Genomic DNA, 17,692 nt, shown 5'->3' with positions numbered 1-17,692 from the left:
GCACGGTTTTGCCCCTTGACAATGATCCAGAGCTAGCATGATCCTCTGCCGCATTCAATACGATATCCTATACGATTTCGTGTAGGGCGCACCGGCAGGCTGAAATGCCGTGCCTTTTCAGATGGATAAAGCCGTGACCTCCTTCGCCGCCCTTCGGCTCCCCAGCGAAATCCTGTTCGGCAAGGGCCAGCGCCACGCTTTGCCCGCCGTCGCCCACCGCCTCGGCACCCGGGCGCTGATCTGTACCGATGAGCGCCTGTCCGCGTCCCCCGAACTCGCGCAGATGATCGCCGGGCTGGAACAGGCCGGGCTGACGGTGCGGGTCGATGACCGCGTGCTGCCGGACGTGCCGCGCGACAGCGCGGCGGAGTGCGCCGAGGCCGCGCGCGCCTTCGCCCCCGATCTGGTGATCGGCATTGGCGGTGGCAGCTGCCTCGATATGGCCAAATGCGCCGCGCTGCTCCTCAGCCATGGCGGCCGGCTGCCGGACTATTACGGGGAGTTCAAGGTGCCCGGCCCGGTGCTGCCGATCATCGCGGTGCCGACCACCGCCGGTACCGGCTCGGAGGCGACGCCGGTGGCGGTGATCTCCGATCCCGACCGCACGCTGAAGGTCGGCATTTCCAGCCCGCACCTGCTGCCCCGCGCGGCGATCTGCGATCCCGACCTCACCCTTTCCTGCCCGCCCGCCCTCACCGCCATTGCCGGAGCCGACGCGCTCACCCATGCCATCGAGGCATTCACGGCCGGGCGCCGGGCGCCATCGCCGGAACTGGCGCAGCGCCATGTGTTCATCGGCAAAAGCGCGCTCACCGATCATTTCGCCCGGCTCGCCATAAGCCTGCTCGGCCGCAGCCTGGAGCGGGCCTGCCGCGACGGCGCGGATGAAGAGGTGCGGGCCGATGTGATGCTGGCCGCGCTCGCCGCCGGCTGCGCTTTCGGCACCGCCGGCACCGCCGCCGCCCATGCCATCCAATACCCGGTCGGCGCCCTCACCCACACCGCGCACGGGCTCGGCGTCGCGACGCTGCTGCCCTATGTGATGCGCTTCAACCGCGAGGCTGCCGCGGACGATCTGGCCGAGATCGCCCTGGCGCTGGGCCTGCCCGCCGAGGGGCGTTCCCGCGCCGCGCTGGCCCAGGCGGCGATCGACGAGGTGGCACGCCTCCTCGCCGCCATCGGCATCTGCCCGACCCTCGCCGGTCTCGGCCTCACGCACGACCAGCTCGCCTGGACCGGCGAGCAGGCGCTCGCCATCGAGCGGCTGATCCGCAACAATCCCCGCCCCATCGCCGCCCCGGAGATGGCCCGCCTGCTGGACGCCGCCTATGTCGGCGACCTCACGGCGGCGGCCGTCGCCCTCGAACAGGAAGTCCTGCCATGAACATCGCCACCGCCCCGCTCGCCGCCGGCGCTGCCCCTCGTATCGCGCCGGCCGATGGCGCGCGCGGGCTCTATATTGGCGGGGAGTGGTCGTGGCCGGAGGCGGGCGCGCGCATCCCGGTCATCGATCCCTCGAACGGTGCGGTGCTCGCCGAGGTGCCGGATGCCGGGGTGGCCGAGGCGATGGCGGCGGTGAACGCCGCCGCAGCCGCCGCCCCCGCCTGGCGCGCGACCCCGCCGCGCCGCCGCTCGGAAATCCTGCGCCGCTGCTTCGAGCTGATGACCGCCCGCGCCGACGATCTCGCCCGACTGATTTCGCTGGAAAACGGCAAGGCGCTGCGCGATGCGCGCGGCGAGGTCGCCTATGCCGCCGAATTCTTCCGCTGGAACGCCGAGGAAGCCGTGCGCATCAGCGGCAATTTCGCGCTCTCCCCCGCCGGCGGCAACCACATCATCGTCGAATATGAGCCGATCGGCATCGGCGTGCTCATCACCCCGTGGAACTTCCCCGCTGCCATGGCCACCCGCAAGATCGCCCCGGCGCTGGCGGCGGGGTGCACCGTGGTGCTGAAGCCGGCGAGCGAGACCCCGCTCACCGCCTACGCCCTCGCCGCGCTGTATGAGGAAGCCGGCGTGCCGCCCGGCGTGGTCAATGTGCTCACCACCTCCACGCCCGGCCCGGTCACCGCCGCGATGCTGGCCGACCCGCGCGTGCGCAAGCTCTCCTTCACCGGCTCCACCCCGGTGGGCCGCGCGCTGCTGGCCGAAGCGGCGAAGAACGTCATCAGCTGCTCGATGGAGCTTGGCGGCAACGCCCCGCTCCTCGTGTTCGACGATGCCGATCTCGACGTGGCGATCGAAGGCGCGATGCTGGCCAAGATGCGCAATGCGGGCGAGGCTTGCACCGCCGCCAACCGCATCTATGTGCAGGCCGGGCTTTACGACCGCTTCGCCGAAGAACTCACCCGCCGCATGGCCGCGCTCAAGGTCGGCCCCGGCGTGGATGGCGCCACCGAGTGCGGGCCGATGATCACCGGCAAGGCGGTGGACAAGATCGAGCGGCTGGTGGAAGACGCGCTCGCGCGCGGGGCGCGGCTGCTCTGCGGCGGCACGCGCCCGCAGGGGCCGGGGCATTTCTACCCGCCCACCGTGCTCGCCGATGTGCCCGCCGACGCGGCCATGGCGTGCGAGGAGATTTTCGGCCCGGTCGCCGCGCTCAGCCGGTTCGAGACCGAGGACGAGGCGGTAGCGCTCGCCAATGCCACGGAATACGGCCTCGCCGCCTATGTCTTCACACGCGATCTCGCGCGCGGCCTGCGCGTGTCGCGACGGATCGAAACCGGCATGGTCGGCCTCAATCGCGGCCTCGTCTCCGATCCCGCCGCGCCGTTCGGCGGCACCAAGCAGTCCGGCCTCGGCCGCGAGGGCGGGCATCACGGCGTGATGGAATTTCTGGAGGCGAAATACATCGCCACCGGGCTCTGAACCCGGCCGCGCTTATGGCCCACACGCCCGATCCGTTCCGCACCCGCGACCATGTGCCGGATTTCGACCGGCACGTGGCGGATTACGCCACCCGCAGCGCCGCCACCCGTGCCCGTCTGCCGATGTGCGCCGACATCGCCTATGGGCCGACGCCGGCGGAACGGCTCGACCTGTTCTTCCCGCCCCCCGACACGGCGACGGGGGCGGTGCACCTGTTCATCCATGGCGGCTATTGGCGGATGTTCGCCAAGGAGGACTTCTCCTTCGTCGCCGAAACCGTCACAGAGGCGGGGGCGATCGCCGTCATTGTCGATTATGCGCTGATGCCGGCGGTGCGGATGGAGACCCTCATTGCCCAGCTGCGGCGCGCCTGCGGCTGGGTGCGCGGCCATATCGGCGCATTTGGCGGCGACCCAGCCCGCCTCACCCTGTCCGGCCATTCGGCGGGGGGCCATCTCGGCGCGCTGATGCGTGCCGATCCCGGCCTCGCCGGCGCGATCAACGGCGCCCTGCTGCTCAGCGGGCTCTACGATCTCGCGCCGCTGCAAGGCTCCTTCCTCAAAGAGCTGATCGCCCTCACCGATGAAGAGGTCGCGCAGTACAGCCCGCTGCGCCACGCCTATGGCCCGGGCGGACATGTGGCGCTGCTGGTGGGGGAGCGCGAGACCGCGCCGTTCCACGCGCAGTCCGCCGCCTTCGCCCGGCATCTCACACAGGCCGGCGTCGATGTGGACGCCGCCACTGTCGCGGGGGCGGACCATATGAGCCTGGTCGCCGATCTCGGCACAGGCGGCACGGAGGCCGCGCTCCAGCTCGCCCGCCTGCTCGCCCCCGCGCCGTGAGAATCAGGCCCGCGCGCCACGCGCTGCCGGCGTGGGCGTGACGGACTGACGCCCGAACGCCCGCCGCGTCGGTTCGGGCTGAAGCTCCGACACCCGCGCCTCGGCCTCGGTCACCTTTCGGCCGGGCGGCAGCCAAAAGGAAAGAGCCGCCGGCCCGGCGGGGCCGACGGCTCTCCCTTGTTTACGCAGAAGCCGGCGGCGGCCGCCGGCCCCGGAGGGCTGGCTCAGCCGACGCGCAGGTTGACCGCGGAGGTCTTGCCCGAACGCTGGTCGGTCTGCAGCTCGAAGGAGACCTTCTCGCCGTCACGCAGGCCCTGGAGGCCCGAACGCTGAACCGCGCTGATGTGGACGAAAACGTCCTTGCCAGCGCCATCGGGCTGAATGAAGCCGTAGCCCTTCTGATCGTTGAACCACTTCACGGTGCCGGTCTGGGTAGACATTAGGATAGTCTCACGTATCGAGGTTGCACATCCGGCGTGGCCGGGGCCAAGCCGCTGGGTCGAATTTGGAAGAAAAGCTGAACGTGCACCCGCAGGTGAAACGGCCCAGAGTCCAGCCAAAGTCTGCGCGAGAGACTAGCGCGAATAGCTGTGTTTGCAAGAGGCGCGCGTGGCAGAAGCAAGGCTTCCGCAGCGAAATGTCGCCGCCCCGAAAAGCGACGACATTCCCTCGATTTTCATCGAATACGACCGACCGGGATCGGCCCTGCAGGCTCACGCCGGACGCAGATTGACCGCCGAGGTCTTGCCCGAGCGCTGGTCGGTCTGCAGCTCGAAGGACACCTTCTCCCCGTCGCGCAGCCCCTGCAGGCCCGAGCGCTGCACCGCGCTGATGTGGACGAACACGTCCTTGCCGCCATTATCGGGCTGGATGAAGCCGTAGCCCTTCTGCTCGTTGAACCACTTAACCGTGCCGGTATCCGCCATCAGACACAACCTTCGAGACCAGTGAGACACCGGCGAATCCTCACCGGGACCCGCCGAACTGCGCCGCCCCCCCGCCGCCCGGCGCCGCCTTGCGGCAACCGGCGTCCGGCGAATTCGGGCTGAGGGTAGCTTGGGCAAGAATATGTCATTTCCACGGCATAAGTCGCCATATTCGAGCCATAAAGCAACCAGAGGGCGAGAAAATTACGTTACGTCAGCCTCATACCGCCGGATGCTCGTCCGGCGATGCCGGAATGGCGCGCGCCGTCAGACCGCGAGTTCGCCGGACATGACCGGCACGCAGGCGCCGCCGATCAGCACGGCATCCGGCGTCACCTCGATGGCGATCCGGCTCGGGCGGCCCATATCGACACCCTGCGCGACCTCGAACCGACGCGGCACCCCGCCTTCGAGCACGGCAAACCAGGCGCACGCCGCCGCCGTCGCGCTGCCGGTCGCGGGGTCTTCCGGCAGATTGTCGAAGGGGGCGAACATGCGTGCGGTGACGTCGACGGCGCCGTCCGCCGCGCTCCGTTCCCGGCAATAGAGGTAGATGGCATCCGCCCCGTCGCAGGGCAGGAGCGCGGCGAAGGCGGGCAGGTTCGCCTTGGCGCGCGATAGGGCGGTGCGGCTGGCGATCTCGACCACGACGAAGGCGAGGCCCACCGAGGCGACACGGGGCGGATGCCGGTCGCCGCTGATATCCGCCGGGCTCAGCGACAGGCATTGGGCGATGGCGTCCGCCGGCAAGGCCCGGCCGAGGCGCAGCGGCTGCGGGGCGCTCAGCCATATCTGCGCGATACGGTCGCCCTCGCGCCGGATGTGCCCCCGCACCAGGCCGGCGGCTTCCTCGAAGGTGAACGTCTCGCCCATGCCGGCAACGCCGGCGCTCGCCAGGACGAACGCCGTGCCGACATTGGGATGCCCGGCAAACGGCACTTCCACCGTGGGGGTGAAGATCCGCACCCGGGCGGTATGGGCCGGATCGGACGGGCGGAGCACGAAGCTGCTCTCGGAATAATTGAACTCCCGCGCGATCGCCTGCATCTGCGCGGTCGTCAGATCATCCGCATCCAGCACGAGCGCGAGCGGATTGCCGCCGAAGCGGGTCTGGGTGAACACGTCGACCGTGTGAAAGCGCAACCGCACAAGAGTCTCCCGCCGCAGCGTCGCGGTCGCCCTGGCCAGATCATTTCACCGTTCACGGAAACAGTGAAATGATCTAGTTCTTTGTTTTGTCGCGTTTTCTTCACGCGAAACGGTATCCACTTCGCTCGAAAACGCTCCAGCATGGTCGCGAGGCTCCTTCCGCCCGCGCCCGATGCCGGGGGCGAGACGGTGCCCCGCCGTCAGTGAAAGCCGACCGGCTGTCGCGACAGGAAATGGCGGCGGCCGCTGGATGGCGCGCCGTTTCCGGTCGAACCGGCACGTCCGCCGGATCGCAGGGCGCTCAGTAGCAGTAATTCTTGCTAACCTTCACCACCTGCCCATTGGGGTAGTGGTACAGGCACTTGCCGTTCGACCAGTAGTAATAGGACTTCTTCTTGTTCTTGTCGCTCTGGTTGCCGATGATCGCGCCGGTAGCGCCACCGATCACCGCGCCGGCCACGGCACCGCCGGCCTTGCCGGTGGCCGCACCGCCGATGATGGCCCCGGCCGCGCCGCCGATCAGCGCTCCGGCGGCGGTGTCATTGGCCCGCGCCATGCCGGGGGCGACGGCGAGAAGACCGCCGGCCAGCGCCGCGACCGCACAGGAATAACCAAGACGCATGATGAAACCCTCCGCTGGCGCGGGCGCGCCTGCCGGGCCCCGCTGAGACCGGGGCCGGCGACTCGCGGCAGTTTCCTGCCACGACCGGTCCCAGCGTAAGGGTATCATGAAGCCGCAGCGGAACGAAGCGCGCCGCGCGCCGCGCCCCGTCGCTTCCGGCTCAGCCGTGCTGCGCCTCGACCACGGCGATGGCGGTCATGTTGACGATGCCGCGCGCGGTGACCGAGGGGGTGAGGATGTGGGCGGGCTTGGCCGGCCCGAGCAGGATCGGGCCGACAGGCAGCGCGTCGCCGAACACCTTCACCATCTGGTAGCCGATATTGGCCGCGTCGAGATTGGGCATGACCAGGATATTGGCCACGCCCTGCAGCCGCGAGCCCGGCAGCACGCGCTCGCGCATTTCCGGCACCAGCGCGCTGTCGCCTTCCATCTCGCCCTCGACCATGAGATCGGGGGCGCGCTGCAGCACGAGGTCGAGCGTGCGGCGCATCTTCTTCGCGCTCTCATCGTCGCGGCTGCCGAAGTCGGAATGCGAAAGCAGCGCCACTTTCGGCTCGATGCCGAAGCGCCGCACATGGGCGGCGGCGAGCTGCGCCATCTCGGCGAGGTCCTCGGCTGTCGGGTCGGTCTGCACCTGGGTGTCGCACAGGAAGAACGCGCCCTTCTGCGTCAGCAGCATGGACAGCGCCGCCACGTCACGCACCCCCGGCGCCAGGCCGATAATGGTGCGGATATGGCGCAGATGGCGGATGAACCGGCCTTCGACGCCGCACAGCATGGTGTCGGCATCGCCGCGCACCAGAGCGAGGGCGGCAATCACGGTGGGCGTGGTGCGCACCAGCGTGCGGGCGAGTTCGGGCGTCACCCCGCGCCGGCCGGCCAGCTCGACATAGGTAGTGACATAGTCGCGGTAGCGCGGATCGTCCTCGGGGTTGATGAGGTCGAATTCCCGCCCGGGGCGGATCGACAGGCCGAAGCGCTGCAGCCGGGTTTCCACGACAGAGGGACGGCCAATCAGGATCGGGCGGGCGATGCCCTCCTCCACCACCACCTGCGCCGCGCGCAGAATGCGCTCATCCTCGCCCTCGGCGTAGATCACCCGCTTGGGTGCCTGCTTGGCGAGAGCGAAGATCGGCTTCATCACCAGGCCGGACCGGAAGACGAAGCGGTCGAGTTGTTCCTGATAGGCGTCGAAATCGGCGATCGGCCGCTTGGCGACGCCGCTCTCCATCGCCGCCTTGGCCACCGCCGGCGCGATGCGCAGGATGAGGCGCGGGTCGAAGGGCGAGGGAATGAGCGAGGTGGGGCCGAACACCGGGGTCTCGCCACCATAGGCGCGGGCGACCACGTCGGAGGGCGTCTCGCGCGCCAGCTCGGCGATGGCGTTGACCGCCGCCACCTTCATCTCCTCATTGATCGTCGTCGCCCCCGCATCGAGCGCGCCGCGGAAGATGAAGGGGAAGCACAGGACATTGTTGACCTGGTTGGGGAAGTCCGAGCGGCCGGTGCAGATCATCGCGTCGGGGCGCGCGTCGCGGGCGAGATCGGGCATGATCTCCGGCGTCGGGTTGGCCAGCGCCATGATCAGCGGGCGGTCGGCCATGGCCTTCAGCATTTCCGGCTTGAGCACGCCGCCGGCAGAGAGGCCAATGAAGATGTCGGCGCCCTCGATCACCTCGGCCAGCGTGCGCTTGTCGGTCTTCTGCGCGAACACCCCCTTATAGGGGTCCATCAGCTTTTCGCGGCCCTCATAGACCACGCCCTCGATGTCGGTGACCCAGATGTTCTCGCGCCGGGCGCCCATGGAGCGCAGCAGGTTCAGCGTCGCGATGGCGGCGGCGCCGGCGCCCGAGGTGACGATCTTCACATCTTCCAGCTTCTTGCCGCCGATGTGCAGCGCATTGACGATGGCCGCCACCACGATGATGGCGGTGCCGTGCTGGTCGTCATGGAAGACCGGGATCGCCATCTTCTCGCGCAGGCGCGTCTCGATCTCGAAGCATTCCGGCGCCTTGATGTCCTCAAGGTTGATGCCGCCGAAGGTCGGCTCCAGCGCCGCCACCACGCTCACCACATGGTCGGGTTCGAGCGCGTTGATCTCGATATCGAACACGTCGATGCCGGCGAATTTCTTGAACAGGACCGCCTTGCCTTCCATGACAGGCTTGGAGGCTTCCGGGCCGATATTGCCGAGGCCGAGCACGGCGGTGCCGTTGGACACCACGGCGACGAGGTTCTGCCGGGCCGTCAGTTCCGCCACCAGCTCCCGGTCTGCGGCGATCGCCTCGCACACGGCGGCGACGCCGGGCGTATAGGCCAAAGCGAGGTCGCGCTGGTTCGCCAGCGGCTTGGTGGCCTGGATCTCAAGCTTACCGGGTCGCGGATTGCGGTGATAGAACAGCGCGCCAGAGCGCAGATCGTCGGAGATGTAAGAGGCCATCGTTTTTCCTTCCCCGGAGCGTGGCGGGGGAGCATAGGCATTCTGTTCCGCCGCACAACGGCTTTCCGATTTTCTGGTGCTGTACTTTGGACGGTTGGTTTAAGGTGAATCCGCCGCCGGCACGCTGCGGCGAATCCCGTCCGTCCCCGCTCCGCCCCCAGGTCAGCCTCGCATGCGCAAGCCGTTACTCATCGCTCTCGTCGCCCTCCTCATCCTCGGAATTGGCGGCTATTTCGGCATCGGGCTCTACGTCAACCACGTGGCGCGCAGCGAGGTCGATTCGGCCCTCGGCACGCTGCGGGCCGGCGGCGCGACGGCGAGCGTCGAGGATGTGCGCTACGACCTGTTCGCCGGCCGCTTCGAGATGCACGGCCTCTCCCTCGCCGGTCCCGGACAGGGCGCGCTGAAGATCGGCACGCTGGTCGCCCACGGCGTCGAGCAGCGCGGCAATGAGCGGGTGTTCGCGCGCAATGTCGCGCCTACCGATGTGGCGCTGAGCCCGCCGCTCGGCCTCGGCGGCACCGATACGTCGGAGTACCGCGCCCCGCGCGCCGAGATTACCGGGCTGGAATTCCCGATGCGCGCGCCGGTGGACGGCACCCCGCCGCAGATCGCGCTCAGCTTCCTGCGCCAGGTCACGGCCGAGCGCGTCGATATCCCGGTCTCCACCAACACCGGCAGCAGCGGCACCGGCGACACGCGGATCGTCAGCGAGGAGACCAACGGCGCGATCCGCCTCGACGCGCTCGCCAAGGGCCGCTTCGCCCGCGTGACCGCCGAACCCTCGCGCTTCACCCTCAGCGGCCCCACCGGTGGCAACGGCAAGGGCTCGGTCGGACAGGTCGAGATCACCGGGTTCGACGTGGCGGCGGTTCTGATCCTCTTGGATTCGGAACTGCGCGAGGCCAGCGATGCGTTCATCACCGTGCATGATTCCATTGCCATGGCCGACTATGAGCTGACGCTCGAAGGCGGCATCTCGCAGCGTATCAAGAACATCACGATGAAGGAGGTGGCGATCCGTCCCTCCGCTATTCCGGTCGAGCAGATCCTCGCCATGCGCGGGCAGCTGGAAAAGCTCGCCGCCGCCGGCCGCGAAGCCCCTCCGGAGGAAGCCGCCGAACTGTTCCGGCTGATCGCCAGCATTTACGACGAGGGCATCCGCATTGGCGGCGTGTCGGTCGACACACTCGACTTCACCGCCCCGGGCGGGATTGCCTTCAGCCTAGGGGCGTTCACTCTGGGCGCCGTGGAAGGCGGGCGGATCGACAGCCTGACGCTGGACACGCTCGCCGGCACCGGACCGGCGGGCGAGAGCTTCAAGATGGGGCGCTTCGCCCTTGGCGGCCTGCGGGCCGGCACGCTGATGACGCTGCTGGCGGACACCGCCGAGCATCCGGCGCAGGTCGGCCGCTGGCCGGCCCCGTTCTTCAACACGCTCGAATCGCTTTCCATCGACAAGCTGCAGGCCCCCACCGAGGAAGGCTCGCCGCTCGACATCGACCGCTTCGCCCTCACCTGGACCGCCGAGCCGGACGCGCTGCCGACCCGCATCTCCGCCACGCTGCGCATGAGCGGGCCGACCGCGCTGGTCAACAGCGGCAAGTCCGCCTTCGCGCTGGTGCCGGGGCAGCTGAACCGGGCGAGCCTCGCCGTCGATTTCGGCGCCGCCTGGGACGAGGCCGCCAATACGGTGGTGGTGGAGCCGGCCTATGTCGAAGTCTCCGACGCCTTCTCGCTGAACCTCCGGCTCCGCCTCAGCGGCGTCGACGATTCCGTGTTCTCCACCGAGCCGGACGAGGCGCTGGCGGGGGCGGGCGAGGTCAATCTCGACGCGCTCGACCTGACGCTGACCGATGCCGGCCTCTACGATCAGAAGCTGGAGGAGGCGGCGAAGGAACAGGGGCTGAAGCCGGAGGAAATCCGCCAGCTCTTCGCCGGCTTCGCCGATTTGCTGCTCGGCCAGGCGGTGACGGATCGACCGGAACTCGGGCCGGCGGTGGATGCCTTCATCCGCTTCGTGCAGAAGCCGATGGGGACGCTGTCGCTGCGCGTCACTCCGCGCAACCCGCCGCTGCCCATGCTGCTGATCGTCGAGGCGCTGAACAGCGAGGACCCGCTGTCGCTGGTGGACGAACTCAACGTCACCACCCCCGCCGCGCCCTGAACGCGGCGCCGCAACCCTGATCCTCCCTCATCCCCGGGCTTGACCCGGGGATCCAGCCCCACCCCCTCTGGGTGGCCGGGTCAAGCCCGGCCATGAGGGTGCGCATGGGGGCCGCCCGGGCCTCACTTCTCCGGCAGGTTGGTGCGGATGTGCAGTTCGCGCAGCTGCTTCGGGCTCGCCTCATTGGGCGCGCCCATGAGGATGTCCTGCGCCTGCTGGTTCATCGGGAAGATGGAAATCTCGCGCAGGTTGGTGGTGCCGCACAGCAGCATCACGATGCGGTCGACACCCGCCGCCATGCCGCCATGCGGGGGCGCGCCATACTGGAAGGCGCGGTAGAGCCCGCCGAAGCGCTCCTGCACCGTCGCCTCGTCATAGCCGGCGATCTCGAACGCCTTCACCATCGCCTCGGGGCGGTGGTTGCGGATGCCGCCGGACGCGATCTCGTAGCCATTGCAGGCGATGTCGTACTGGAACGCCTTGATGGTCAGCGGGTCCTGGTTGTTCAGCGCCTCAAGCCCGCCCTGCGGCATGGAGAAGGGGTTGTGCGAGAAGTCGACCTTCTTGTCCTCTTCCGACCACTCATAGAACGGGAAGTCGACGATCCAGGCCAGCTCGAAGCGGTCATGGTCGACCAGCTTCAGCTCCTCGCCCACCTTGGTGCGGGCGGCGCCGGCGAACTTCACGAACTTCTCCGGATTGCCGGCGACGAAGAAGGCGGCATCGCCCTCCTTGAGGCCGAGCTGGGCGCGGATGGCTTCCGTGCGCTCCGGGCCGATATTGTTGGCGAGCGGGCCGGCGCCCTCCCCGCCCTCGCGCCACATGATGTAGCCGAGGCCCGGCTGGCCCTCGCCCTGCGCCCACGAGTTCATGCGGTCGCAAAAGGCGCGCGAGCCGCCGCCGGTGCCGGGGATCGCCCACACGCGGTTCTTCGGGTCTTCCAGCATTCGCGCGAAGACCTTGAAGCCGGAACCGCGGAAATGCTCGGACACGTCCTGCATTTCGATGGGGTTGCGCAGGTCCGGCTTGTCGGTGCCGTATTTCTGCATCGACACCGCATAGGGAATGCGCGGCCAGTTCTTGGTCACCGGCTTGCCGTCGGCGAACTGCTCGAACACGCCGGTGATAACGGGCTCGACGGCGGCGAAGATGTCTTCCTGCTCGACGAAGCTCATCTCCAGGTCGAGTTGGTAGAACTCGCCCGGCAGGCGGTCGGCGCGCGGGTCCTCGTCGCGGAAGCAGGGGGCGATCTGGAAATAGCGGTCGAAGCCGCTCATCATGATCAGCTGCTTGTACTGCTGCGGCGCCTGCGGCAGGGCGTAGAACTTGCCGGGGTGCAGACGCGAGGGCACGAGGAAGTCGCGCGCCCCTTCCGGCGAGGAGGCGGTGAGGATCGGCGTCTGGAATTCGAAGAAACCCTGCGCCTTCATCTTCGCGCGCATGGCGTCGACGATGGCGCCGCGGGTCATGATGTTCTTGTGCAGCTTCTCGCGGCGCAGGTCGAGGAAGCGGTAGCGCAGCCGCGTCTCCTCGGGGTACTCGACATCGCCGAAGACCGGGAGCGGCAGCTCGGCGGCGGGGCCGAGCACCTCGATCTCGGTGGCGTACATTTCCACCTGGCCGGTCGGCAGTTCCGGGTTCTCGGTGCCGGCGGGGCGCAGGCGCACCCGGCCATCGACCCGGATCACCCATTCCGCCCGCACCGTCTCGGCCAGCTTGAACGCCGGGCTGTCGGGGTCGACCACCACCTGGGTCAGGCCGTAATGGTCGCGCAGGTCGATGAACAGCACGCCGCCATGGTCGCGGATGCGGTGGCACCAGCCGGACAGCCGCGCGGTGGTGCCGACATCGCCGGCGCGAAGGGCGCCACAGGTGTGCGAGCGATAGCGGTGCATGGCGTCTTCCCGGAGTTGGTGCCGCCGCAAGAAGGCGGAACATAGCAGAACACCCCTCACGCGGGGCGCGCGGAGGGGTGCCTGCGAGGCTTGGATTTGTCAAGACGAGACGGCCGCCCGCAAGGGAGGGCGGCCGGCCCTCAGGGCACGTAGCGCAGGTTCAGCCCGCCGACGCCCAGCGCCAGCGAGGCGCCGACATTGCCTTCCACCGACACCGGGTTGAGCGCGATCGACCGGTCGGAACCGACCAGCACATTGGCGCCGACGCCGACACCCAGCGCCACATCGCCGGTCACGCCGCCATAGGGGCCGGCCAGCGCGCCGGGCGCGACCGACTTGGTCAGCGCCAGCACGCCCCAGGTGAGCACGCCGCCGCCGGTGACGCCGAGTTCGAGGCCGATATTCTTGATGGTGCCGGCGTAGCGCTGCTCGGGGCTGTTGTCGGCCGGCGTGAAGGTGCAGGTCAGTTCCTGCTTGGATTCGATCAGCATGCCGATGCTGGCGCCGGCATTGCACACCAGCACGCCCGCATTCACCCGCTCGGCGGCGGAGGCCGGCACAAAGGAAAGCGCCAGAGCGGCGGTGGCGAGAGCGAAGACGGTCTTCTTCATGGATATCCCCCGGAGATGGCGGCAATGCCGCCGTAAAGGCTTGGCGACTCGTCGCCGGCCGTCGATCATCGTCGGCGTAGATTACGGCATGATTTCGGGGTCGAAACGGCGCCGCGAGTCCGATATGTAAAAATCGACATGAACATGATCACAACCACCGACGACCTCGCCGCGGCCTGCGAACGCCTCGCCCGCCATCCGTTCATCACCATCGACACGGAATTCCTGCGCGAAACCACCTTCTGGCCCAAGCTCTGCGTCGTGCAGCTGGCCAGCGTGGACGAGGCGCTGGTGGTCGACGCGCTGGCCGAGGGGCTCGACCTCGCGCCGTTCTTCGCGCTGATGTCGAATCCGGACGTGCTCAAGGTGTTCCACGCCGGCCGGCAGGACATCGAAATCGTCTGGCACCTCGCCGGCATCATCCCGACCCCGGTCTTCGACACCCAGGTCGCGGCCATGGTGCTCGGCCATGGCGATTCCATCTCCTATGACCAATTGGTGCAGCGCCTCACCGGCGAAGTGCTCGACAAGTCGCTGCGCTTCACCGACTGGTCGCGCCGCCCGCTCTCGGCGGCGCAGGTCGCCTATGCCGAGGCCGATGTCACCCATCTGCGCGATGTGTTCCTCAAGCTTGACGCCGACCTGAAGAAGCGCGGCCGCGCCGACTGGGTGGGCGAAGAGATGGCGGTGCTCACCTCGCCCGAGACCTACCGGCAGGAGCCCGAACGCGCCTGGGAGCGGCTGCGCTCGCGCGCCCGCAAGCCGAAGGACCTCGCCGTGCTGATGGAGGTCGCGGCCTGGCGCGAGCGCGAGGCGCAGTCGCGCGACACGCCGCGCTCGCGCATTCTGAAGGATGACGTGATCGGCGAGATTGCCTCCCAGCACCCGACCACCATCGAGAAGCTGGGCCAGCTGCGCGCCATCCCCAAAGGCTTCGAGCGCTCCCGCGCCGGCGAGATGATCGTCGAGGCGGTGAAGGCCGGCCTTGCCCGCGACCCCAAGACCCTGCCCCGCATCGAGCGCGACCGCCCGCTGTCCAACGGCGCCTCGGCGACGGTGGAGCTGCTGAAGGTCCTGCTGCGCATGACCTCGGAGCAGCACGGCGTCGCCGCCAAGGTCATCGCCACGGTGGATGATCTTGAGCGCATCGCCTCCGAGGACGAGCCCGATGTCGGCGCGCTGCGCGGCTGGCGGGGCGAATTGTTCGGCGATCGCGCCATGGCGCTGAAATCCGGCCGGCTGGCGCTCGCCATGCAGCGCGGGCGTGTCATCGCCATCGAGCGGACGGCACTGGAAAAGGCGGGCGCGGCGGACTGAGCCCGGCTCACGCCTCGCCTTGCCGGGCGAGCCGCAGCTCCACCAGCAGCGCGCGCAAGAGTTCCGGCTCGTCCCAGGGCACGGAATGCCAGACCGCCCGTAGCTCGGCATCGGGCGGGCCTTGCATCACCGCCTGCGGGAACAGCGCCACGCGCGTCTCCTCGCCCACGGTGCGCGGCGACGCCGCCTCCCCGTCCGATGGGGCGCGGAGTTGGGCGAGCAGCAGCGCCGCCAGATCGAGCCCGGCGCGGGCACCGAACGGCAGCACGGGCGTCGGCCTCGCATTGCATTCGAGCATCCACGCGCGGTCCTCGGCATCGATGAGGAAATCGAACGAGACGAAGCCCGAGGCGCCGAACGCCGCCACCAGCGCCGCCGAGGCGGCGACGAGATCGGGCCGGGCGACATAGCGCAGCACGTCGGCGGGCAGGATGTCGCGCGTTCGCCGCTCCGCCACGGCGGTCAGCACGCCGAGCGTGCGCCCCGCGCTCGCCGCCGCGCAGCTCACCGCCAGCCGCCCCTCAATATAAGGCTGCACGCTCACCTCGCTCGGCGGGGCGATCCAGTCGCGCGCCAGCAACCGCGCCTTGAGGCGGGGCCAGCGTGATTTCCGCCGCATCCAGCGCGCGCCGATGGCGTCGAGTTCGTCCGGCGTGCGGCAGATGGCGACGCCGCTGCCGCCGCAGCTGCGCGGCCGCTTGACGACGACGGGATAGCCGAGCCTCTGCGCCGCCGCCCTCGCCTCCTCCAGCGTCGCCGCCGGAATGTCCTCCGGCGCCCGCACGCCGATCTCCCGCGCGAGGCGCTGGGTCAGCGGCTTGAGGATGCGGTCGGGCAGCGTGTCGAGCCGGCCGAGCGAACGGACAAGGCAAGCCGCCAGCGCCGGCGAAAGCGGCGCCCACCCGGGGCGGCCGGCCTGGGCGCTGAGATGATCCAGCAGCCACAGCGTGCGCTCGTCGCACGGCACGAGAAGATCAGGCGCGAAGGCGGCGACGGCGCGCTCCAGCCGCGACCGCAGGCGGCGAGCGTTCAGCGTCGCCTCAAGCGGAAAGCGCGTGGTGACATGGCGGGAGCGGAACATCAGGCTGTCCGGCGCCGCCAGCGCCGCCAGTTCGGCCCCCGCCGCCGCGAAGGCGGCCGGCAGCCGGCAGCTGGAAATGTGCCGCGCCTCCAGGGCAACCAGCAGCACCCGCGCGGGCGGGCGCCCGCCGGCCGGCCGAACCGTGGCGTGGTCAGGAGAAGAAAGCACGGAACGGCCCCCGCCGGCGCAGATTGCGCATCCGGCGGGCTTCTACCGGTCCCGGGTCGACAAATCCAGACCCCGCCACCGTCGGAGCTAGCCGGCGATCACCACCGAGTCGCGCCCGATCAGCCGGCCGAGCGTGCGCAGGCGGCTGGCGATGCGGTCGCCGCTGAGCGGGGCGAGTTCGCCACGCAGCTGCAGCGAGAGCTTGCCGCGCTCCACGGTGAGCGGTGTCAGCGGCAGCGTGCCCGGCATGGCGGCGGAGAGGATATAGCCGACCCGCATCGCCGCGCCGAGAATGCGCGCCCGGTCCAGCAGCCGCGCCGAGACCAGCTCGCGGATGCGCGGCGACAGGTCTTCGTCCACCAGCCCGACATGGCGGTAATAGATGGCGAGCGCCAGGAAGGCGCGGCCGGGATGGTCGACGCCGATGAAGGAGGCGTGGGCGATGAGGTTCAGGCTCTGCTCGCCGCGATAATCGGGATGCGCCCGCCAGCTGATGTCCGAGAGCAAGCAGGCGGCGTGGCGCAGCCGCCTCTCCTCCACGCTTTCGTCGATATGGCTGGATTTCATGAACTGGTCGGTCCAGTCGATGAGTTCCCAGCCATGGGCGGGGGAGCGGGCGCGAACCTCGTTCAGCTCGGCGGCGGCGGAGATCAGCGGGTCGAGGTTGCGGTCTTCCTCGCTGAGCAGCTCATAGAGCAGACCCTCGCGCACGCCCTGCGCCGAGATGAAGACATTGGCCGGCTTGCCGATGCGGATCACATGTTCCAGCACCAGCGCGCCATAGGGCAGCAGCGGCCGGCGCACATCGGACACGGTGTCGATGCGCGAGAGCGTGTCGATCGGCACCTGCCGCACCAGCCGGCAGAATTCCAGCGCCTCGCGCGCCGGGATGATGTAGCCGTGCATCACATGTAGGGGATAGCCGCGCTGGAACATGTGCAGCCGCGCCAGCGCGCGCCAGGTGCCGCCCACGGCGTAGAAGGTGCGGCCCTTCAGATGTTCGAGATGCGGGTCCTTGGCCAGCAGGTCCTTGGCGATCTTGTCGGCCTTTTTCAGCGAACGGCCGGACGTGTCCTGCAAGGCGAGGCCGCCGAGCGGGAAGGTGACGCCGGAGCCGATGCGCTGGCCGTGCAGGTCGGCCAGTTCCAGCGAGCCGCCGCCGAGATCGCCGACCACGCCATTGGCATGATGCACGCCGGAGAGAATGCCGAGCGCGGAAAGCTGCGCCTCGCGCTTGCCGGAGAGCACCTCCACCTCGGTGCGGCAGATGTCACGGCAGGCATTGACGAAGTCCGGCCCGTTGGAGGCATCGCGCGCCGCCGCGGTGGCGAGCACATAGAGCGTGCCCACCCCCATGCGGTCGCACAGCACCCGGAAGCGGCGCAGGGCGGCGAGCGCCTTCTCCACCGCGTCCGGGTTCAGCCGGCCGGTGGTCAGCACCTCCCGGCCGAGCCCGCACGAGGCCTTCTCGTTGAAGATCGGCGTCGGCGAGCGCGACAGGCGCTCATAAACGACGAGGCGGACCGAGTTGGAGCCGATATCGATGACGGCGATCGACATGCCGGACAACAGGCCGTGTCCGGCATCACGCAAGGCTTCGGTCATG

General features: G+C 69.2%; 14 protein-coding genes. 5 read left to right on the top strand and 9 right to left on the bottom strand.

All coding sequences use genetic code 11. The features are described 5' to 3' along the window. The first annotated feature begins 133 nt into the window (after positions 1-133). The 3 genes from ACO07Z_RS02930 to ACO07Z_RS02920 are packed head-to-tail and all read left to right on the top strand — an operon-like array spanning position 134 to position 3,710. Positions 134-1,384: an iron-containing alcohol dehydrogenase gene (locus ACO07Z_RS02930; RefSeq protein ID WP_421697324.1), complete on the top strand. Its 1,251-nt coding sequence runs from the start codon at positions 134-136 to the stop codon at positions 1,382-1,384. Continuing rightward, on the top strand, positions 1,381-2,868 hold the full coding sequence (locus ACO07Z_RS02925; protein WP_421697323.1) for an NAD-dependent succinate-semialdehyde dehydrogenase: 1,488 nt from the start codon (positions 1,381-1,383) through the stop codon (positions 2,866-2,868). Before ACO07Z_RS02930 ends, ACO07Z_RS02925 begins: the two co-directional genes overlap by 4 nt. A gap of 14 nt (positions 2,869-2,882) precedes the next feature. Continuing rightward, positions 2,883-3,710 carry an alpha/beta hydrolase gene (locus tag ACO07Z_RS02920; protein WP_421697322.1) on the top strand — a complete coding sequence of 276 codons (828 nt, stop codon included), beginning with the start codon at positions 2,883-2,885 and terminating at the stop codon, positions 3,708-3,710. 224 nt (positions 3,711-3,934) lie between these two features. On the opposite strand, the gene ACO07Z_RS02915 is transcribed toward ACO07Z_RS02920, so the two are convergent. From ACO07Z_RS02915 to ACO07Z_RS02895, 5 genes are all read right to left on the bottom strand, one after another. Further along, complete coding sequence (locus ACO07Z_RS02915; RefSeq protein ID WP_013165949.1) at positions 3,935-4,150, bottom strand: cold-shock protein; 216 nt, start codon at positions 4,148-4,150, stop codon at positions 3,935-3,937. Positions 4,151-4,423: 273 nt separating this feature from the next. After that, the gene (locus ACO07Z_RS02910; protein WP_244377193.1) at positions 4,424-4,636 is read right to left on the bottom strand and encodes a cold-shock protein; all 213 of its coding nucleotides are present in this window, start codon (positions 4,634-4,636) and stop codon (positions 4,424-4,426) included. 267 nt (positions 4,637-4,903) lie between these two features. Then, positions 4,904-5,785, bottom strand: coding sequence for a PhzF family phenazine biosynthesis protein (locus ACO07Z_RS02905; RefSeq protein WP_421697321.1), 882 nt, complete (start codon positions 5,783-5,785; stop codon positions 4,904-4,906). A gap of 301 nt (positions 5,786-6,086) precedes the next feature. Continuing rightward, on the bottom strand, positions 6,087-6,407 hold the full coding sequence (locus tag ACO07Z_RS02900; protein WP_244377197.1) for a glycine zipper domain-containing protein: 321 nt from the start codon (positions 6,405-6,407) through the stop codon (positions 6,087-6,089). Positions 6,408-6,567: 160 nt separating this feature from the next. Further along, a complete protein-coding gene (locus tag ACO07Z_RS02895) occupies positions 6,568-8,847 on the bottom strand; it encodes an NADP-dependent malic enzyme (protein ID WP_421697320.1) in 2,280 nt (759 codons plus the stop codon). A gap of 172 nt (positions 8,848-9,019) precedes the next feature. Here ACO07Z_RS02895 and ACO07Z_RS02890 point away from each other — a divergent pair, with 172 nt between their 5' ends. Beyond that, complete coding sequence (locus ACO07Z_RS02890) at positions 9,020-11,014, top strand: hypothetical protein (protein ID WP_421697319.1); 1,995 nt, start codon at positions 9,020-9,022, stop codon at positions 11,012-11,014. Between the two features lie 122 nt (positions 11,015-11,136). Here ACO07Z_RS02890 and aspS read toward each other — a convergent pair whose 3' ends face one another. Continuing rightward, positions 11,137-12,909 (bottom strand): aspartate--tRNA ligase, encoded by a 1,773-nt coding sequence (aspS, locus tag ACO07Z_RS02885; protein WP_421697318.1) that lies wholly within the window; start codon positions 12,907-12,909, stop codon positions 11,137-11,139. A gap of 140 nt (positions 12,910-13,049) precedes the next feature. Beyond that, a complete protein-coding gene (locus ACO07Z_RS02880; protein ID WP_421697317.1) occupies positions 13,050-13,520 on the bottom strand; it encodes a DUF992 domain-containing protein in 471 nt (156 codons plus the stop codon). A 138-nt stretch (positions 13,521-13,658) separates the two neighbouring features. Here ACO07Z_RS02880 and rnd point away from each other — a divergent pair, with 138 nt between their 5' ends. Further along, entirely contained in the window at positions 13,659-14,837 is a 1,179-nt protein-coding gene (rnd, locus tag ACO07Z_RS02875) for a ribonuclease D (RefSeq protein WP_421697316.1), read from the top strand. Positions 14,838-14,844: 7 nt separating this feature from the next. On the opposite strand, the gene ACO07Z_RS02870 is transcribed toward rnd, so the two are convergent. Further along, on the bottom strand, positions 14,845-16,086 hold the full coding sequence (locus tag ACO07Z_RS02870; RefSeq protein WP_421697315.1) for a hypothetical protein: 1,242 nt from the start codon (positions 16,084-16,086) through the stop codon (positions 14,845-14,847). A gap of 87 nt (positions 16,087-16,173) precedes the next feature. Continuing rightward, a complete protein-coding gene (locus ACO07Z_RS02865; RefSeq protein WP_421697314.1) occupies positions 16,174-17,691 on the bottom strand; it encodes an exopolyphosphatase in 1,518 nt (505 codons plus the stop codon). Position 17,692: the final 1 nt, after the last annotated feature.

It is taken from the genome of Ancylobacter sp. (assembly GCF_965229075.1).
Taxonomy (GTDB): domain Bacteria; phylum Pseudomonadota; class Alphaproteobacteria; order Rhizobiales; family Xanthobacteraceae; genus Ancylobacter.
This window is presented reverse-complemented; position numbering and strand designations above follow the sequence as displayed.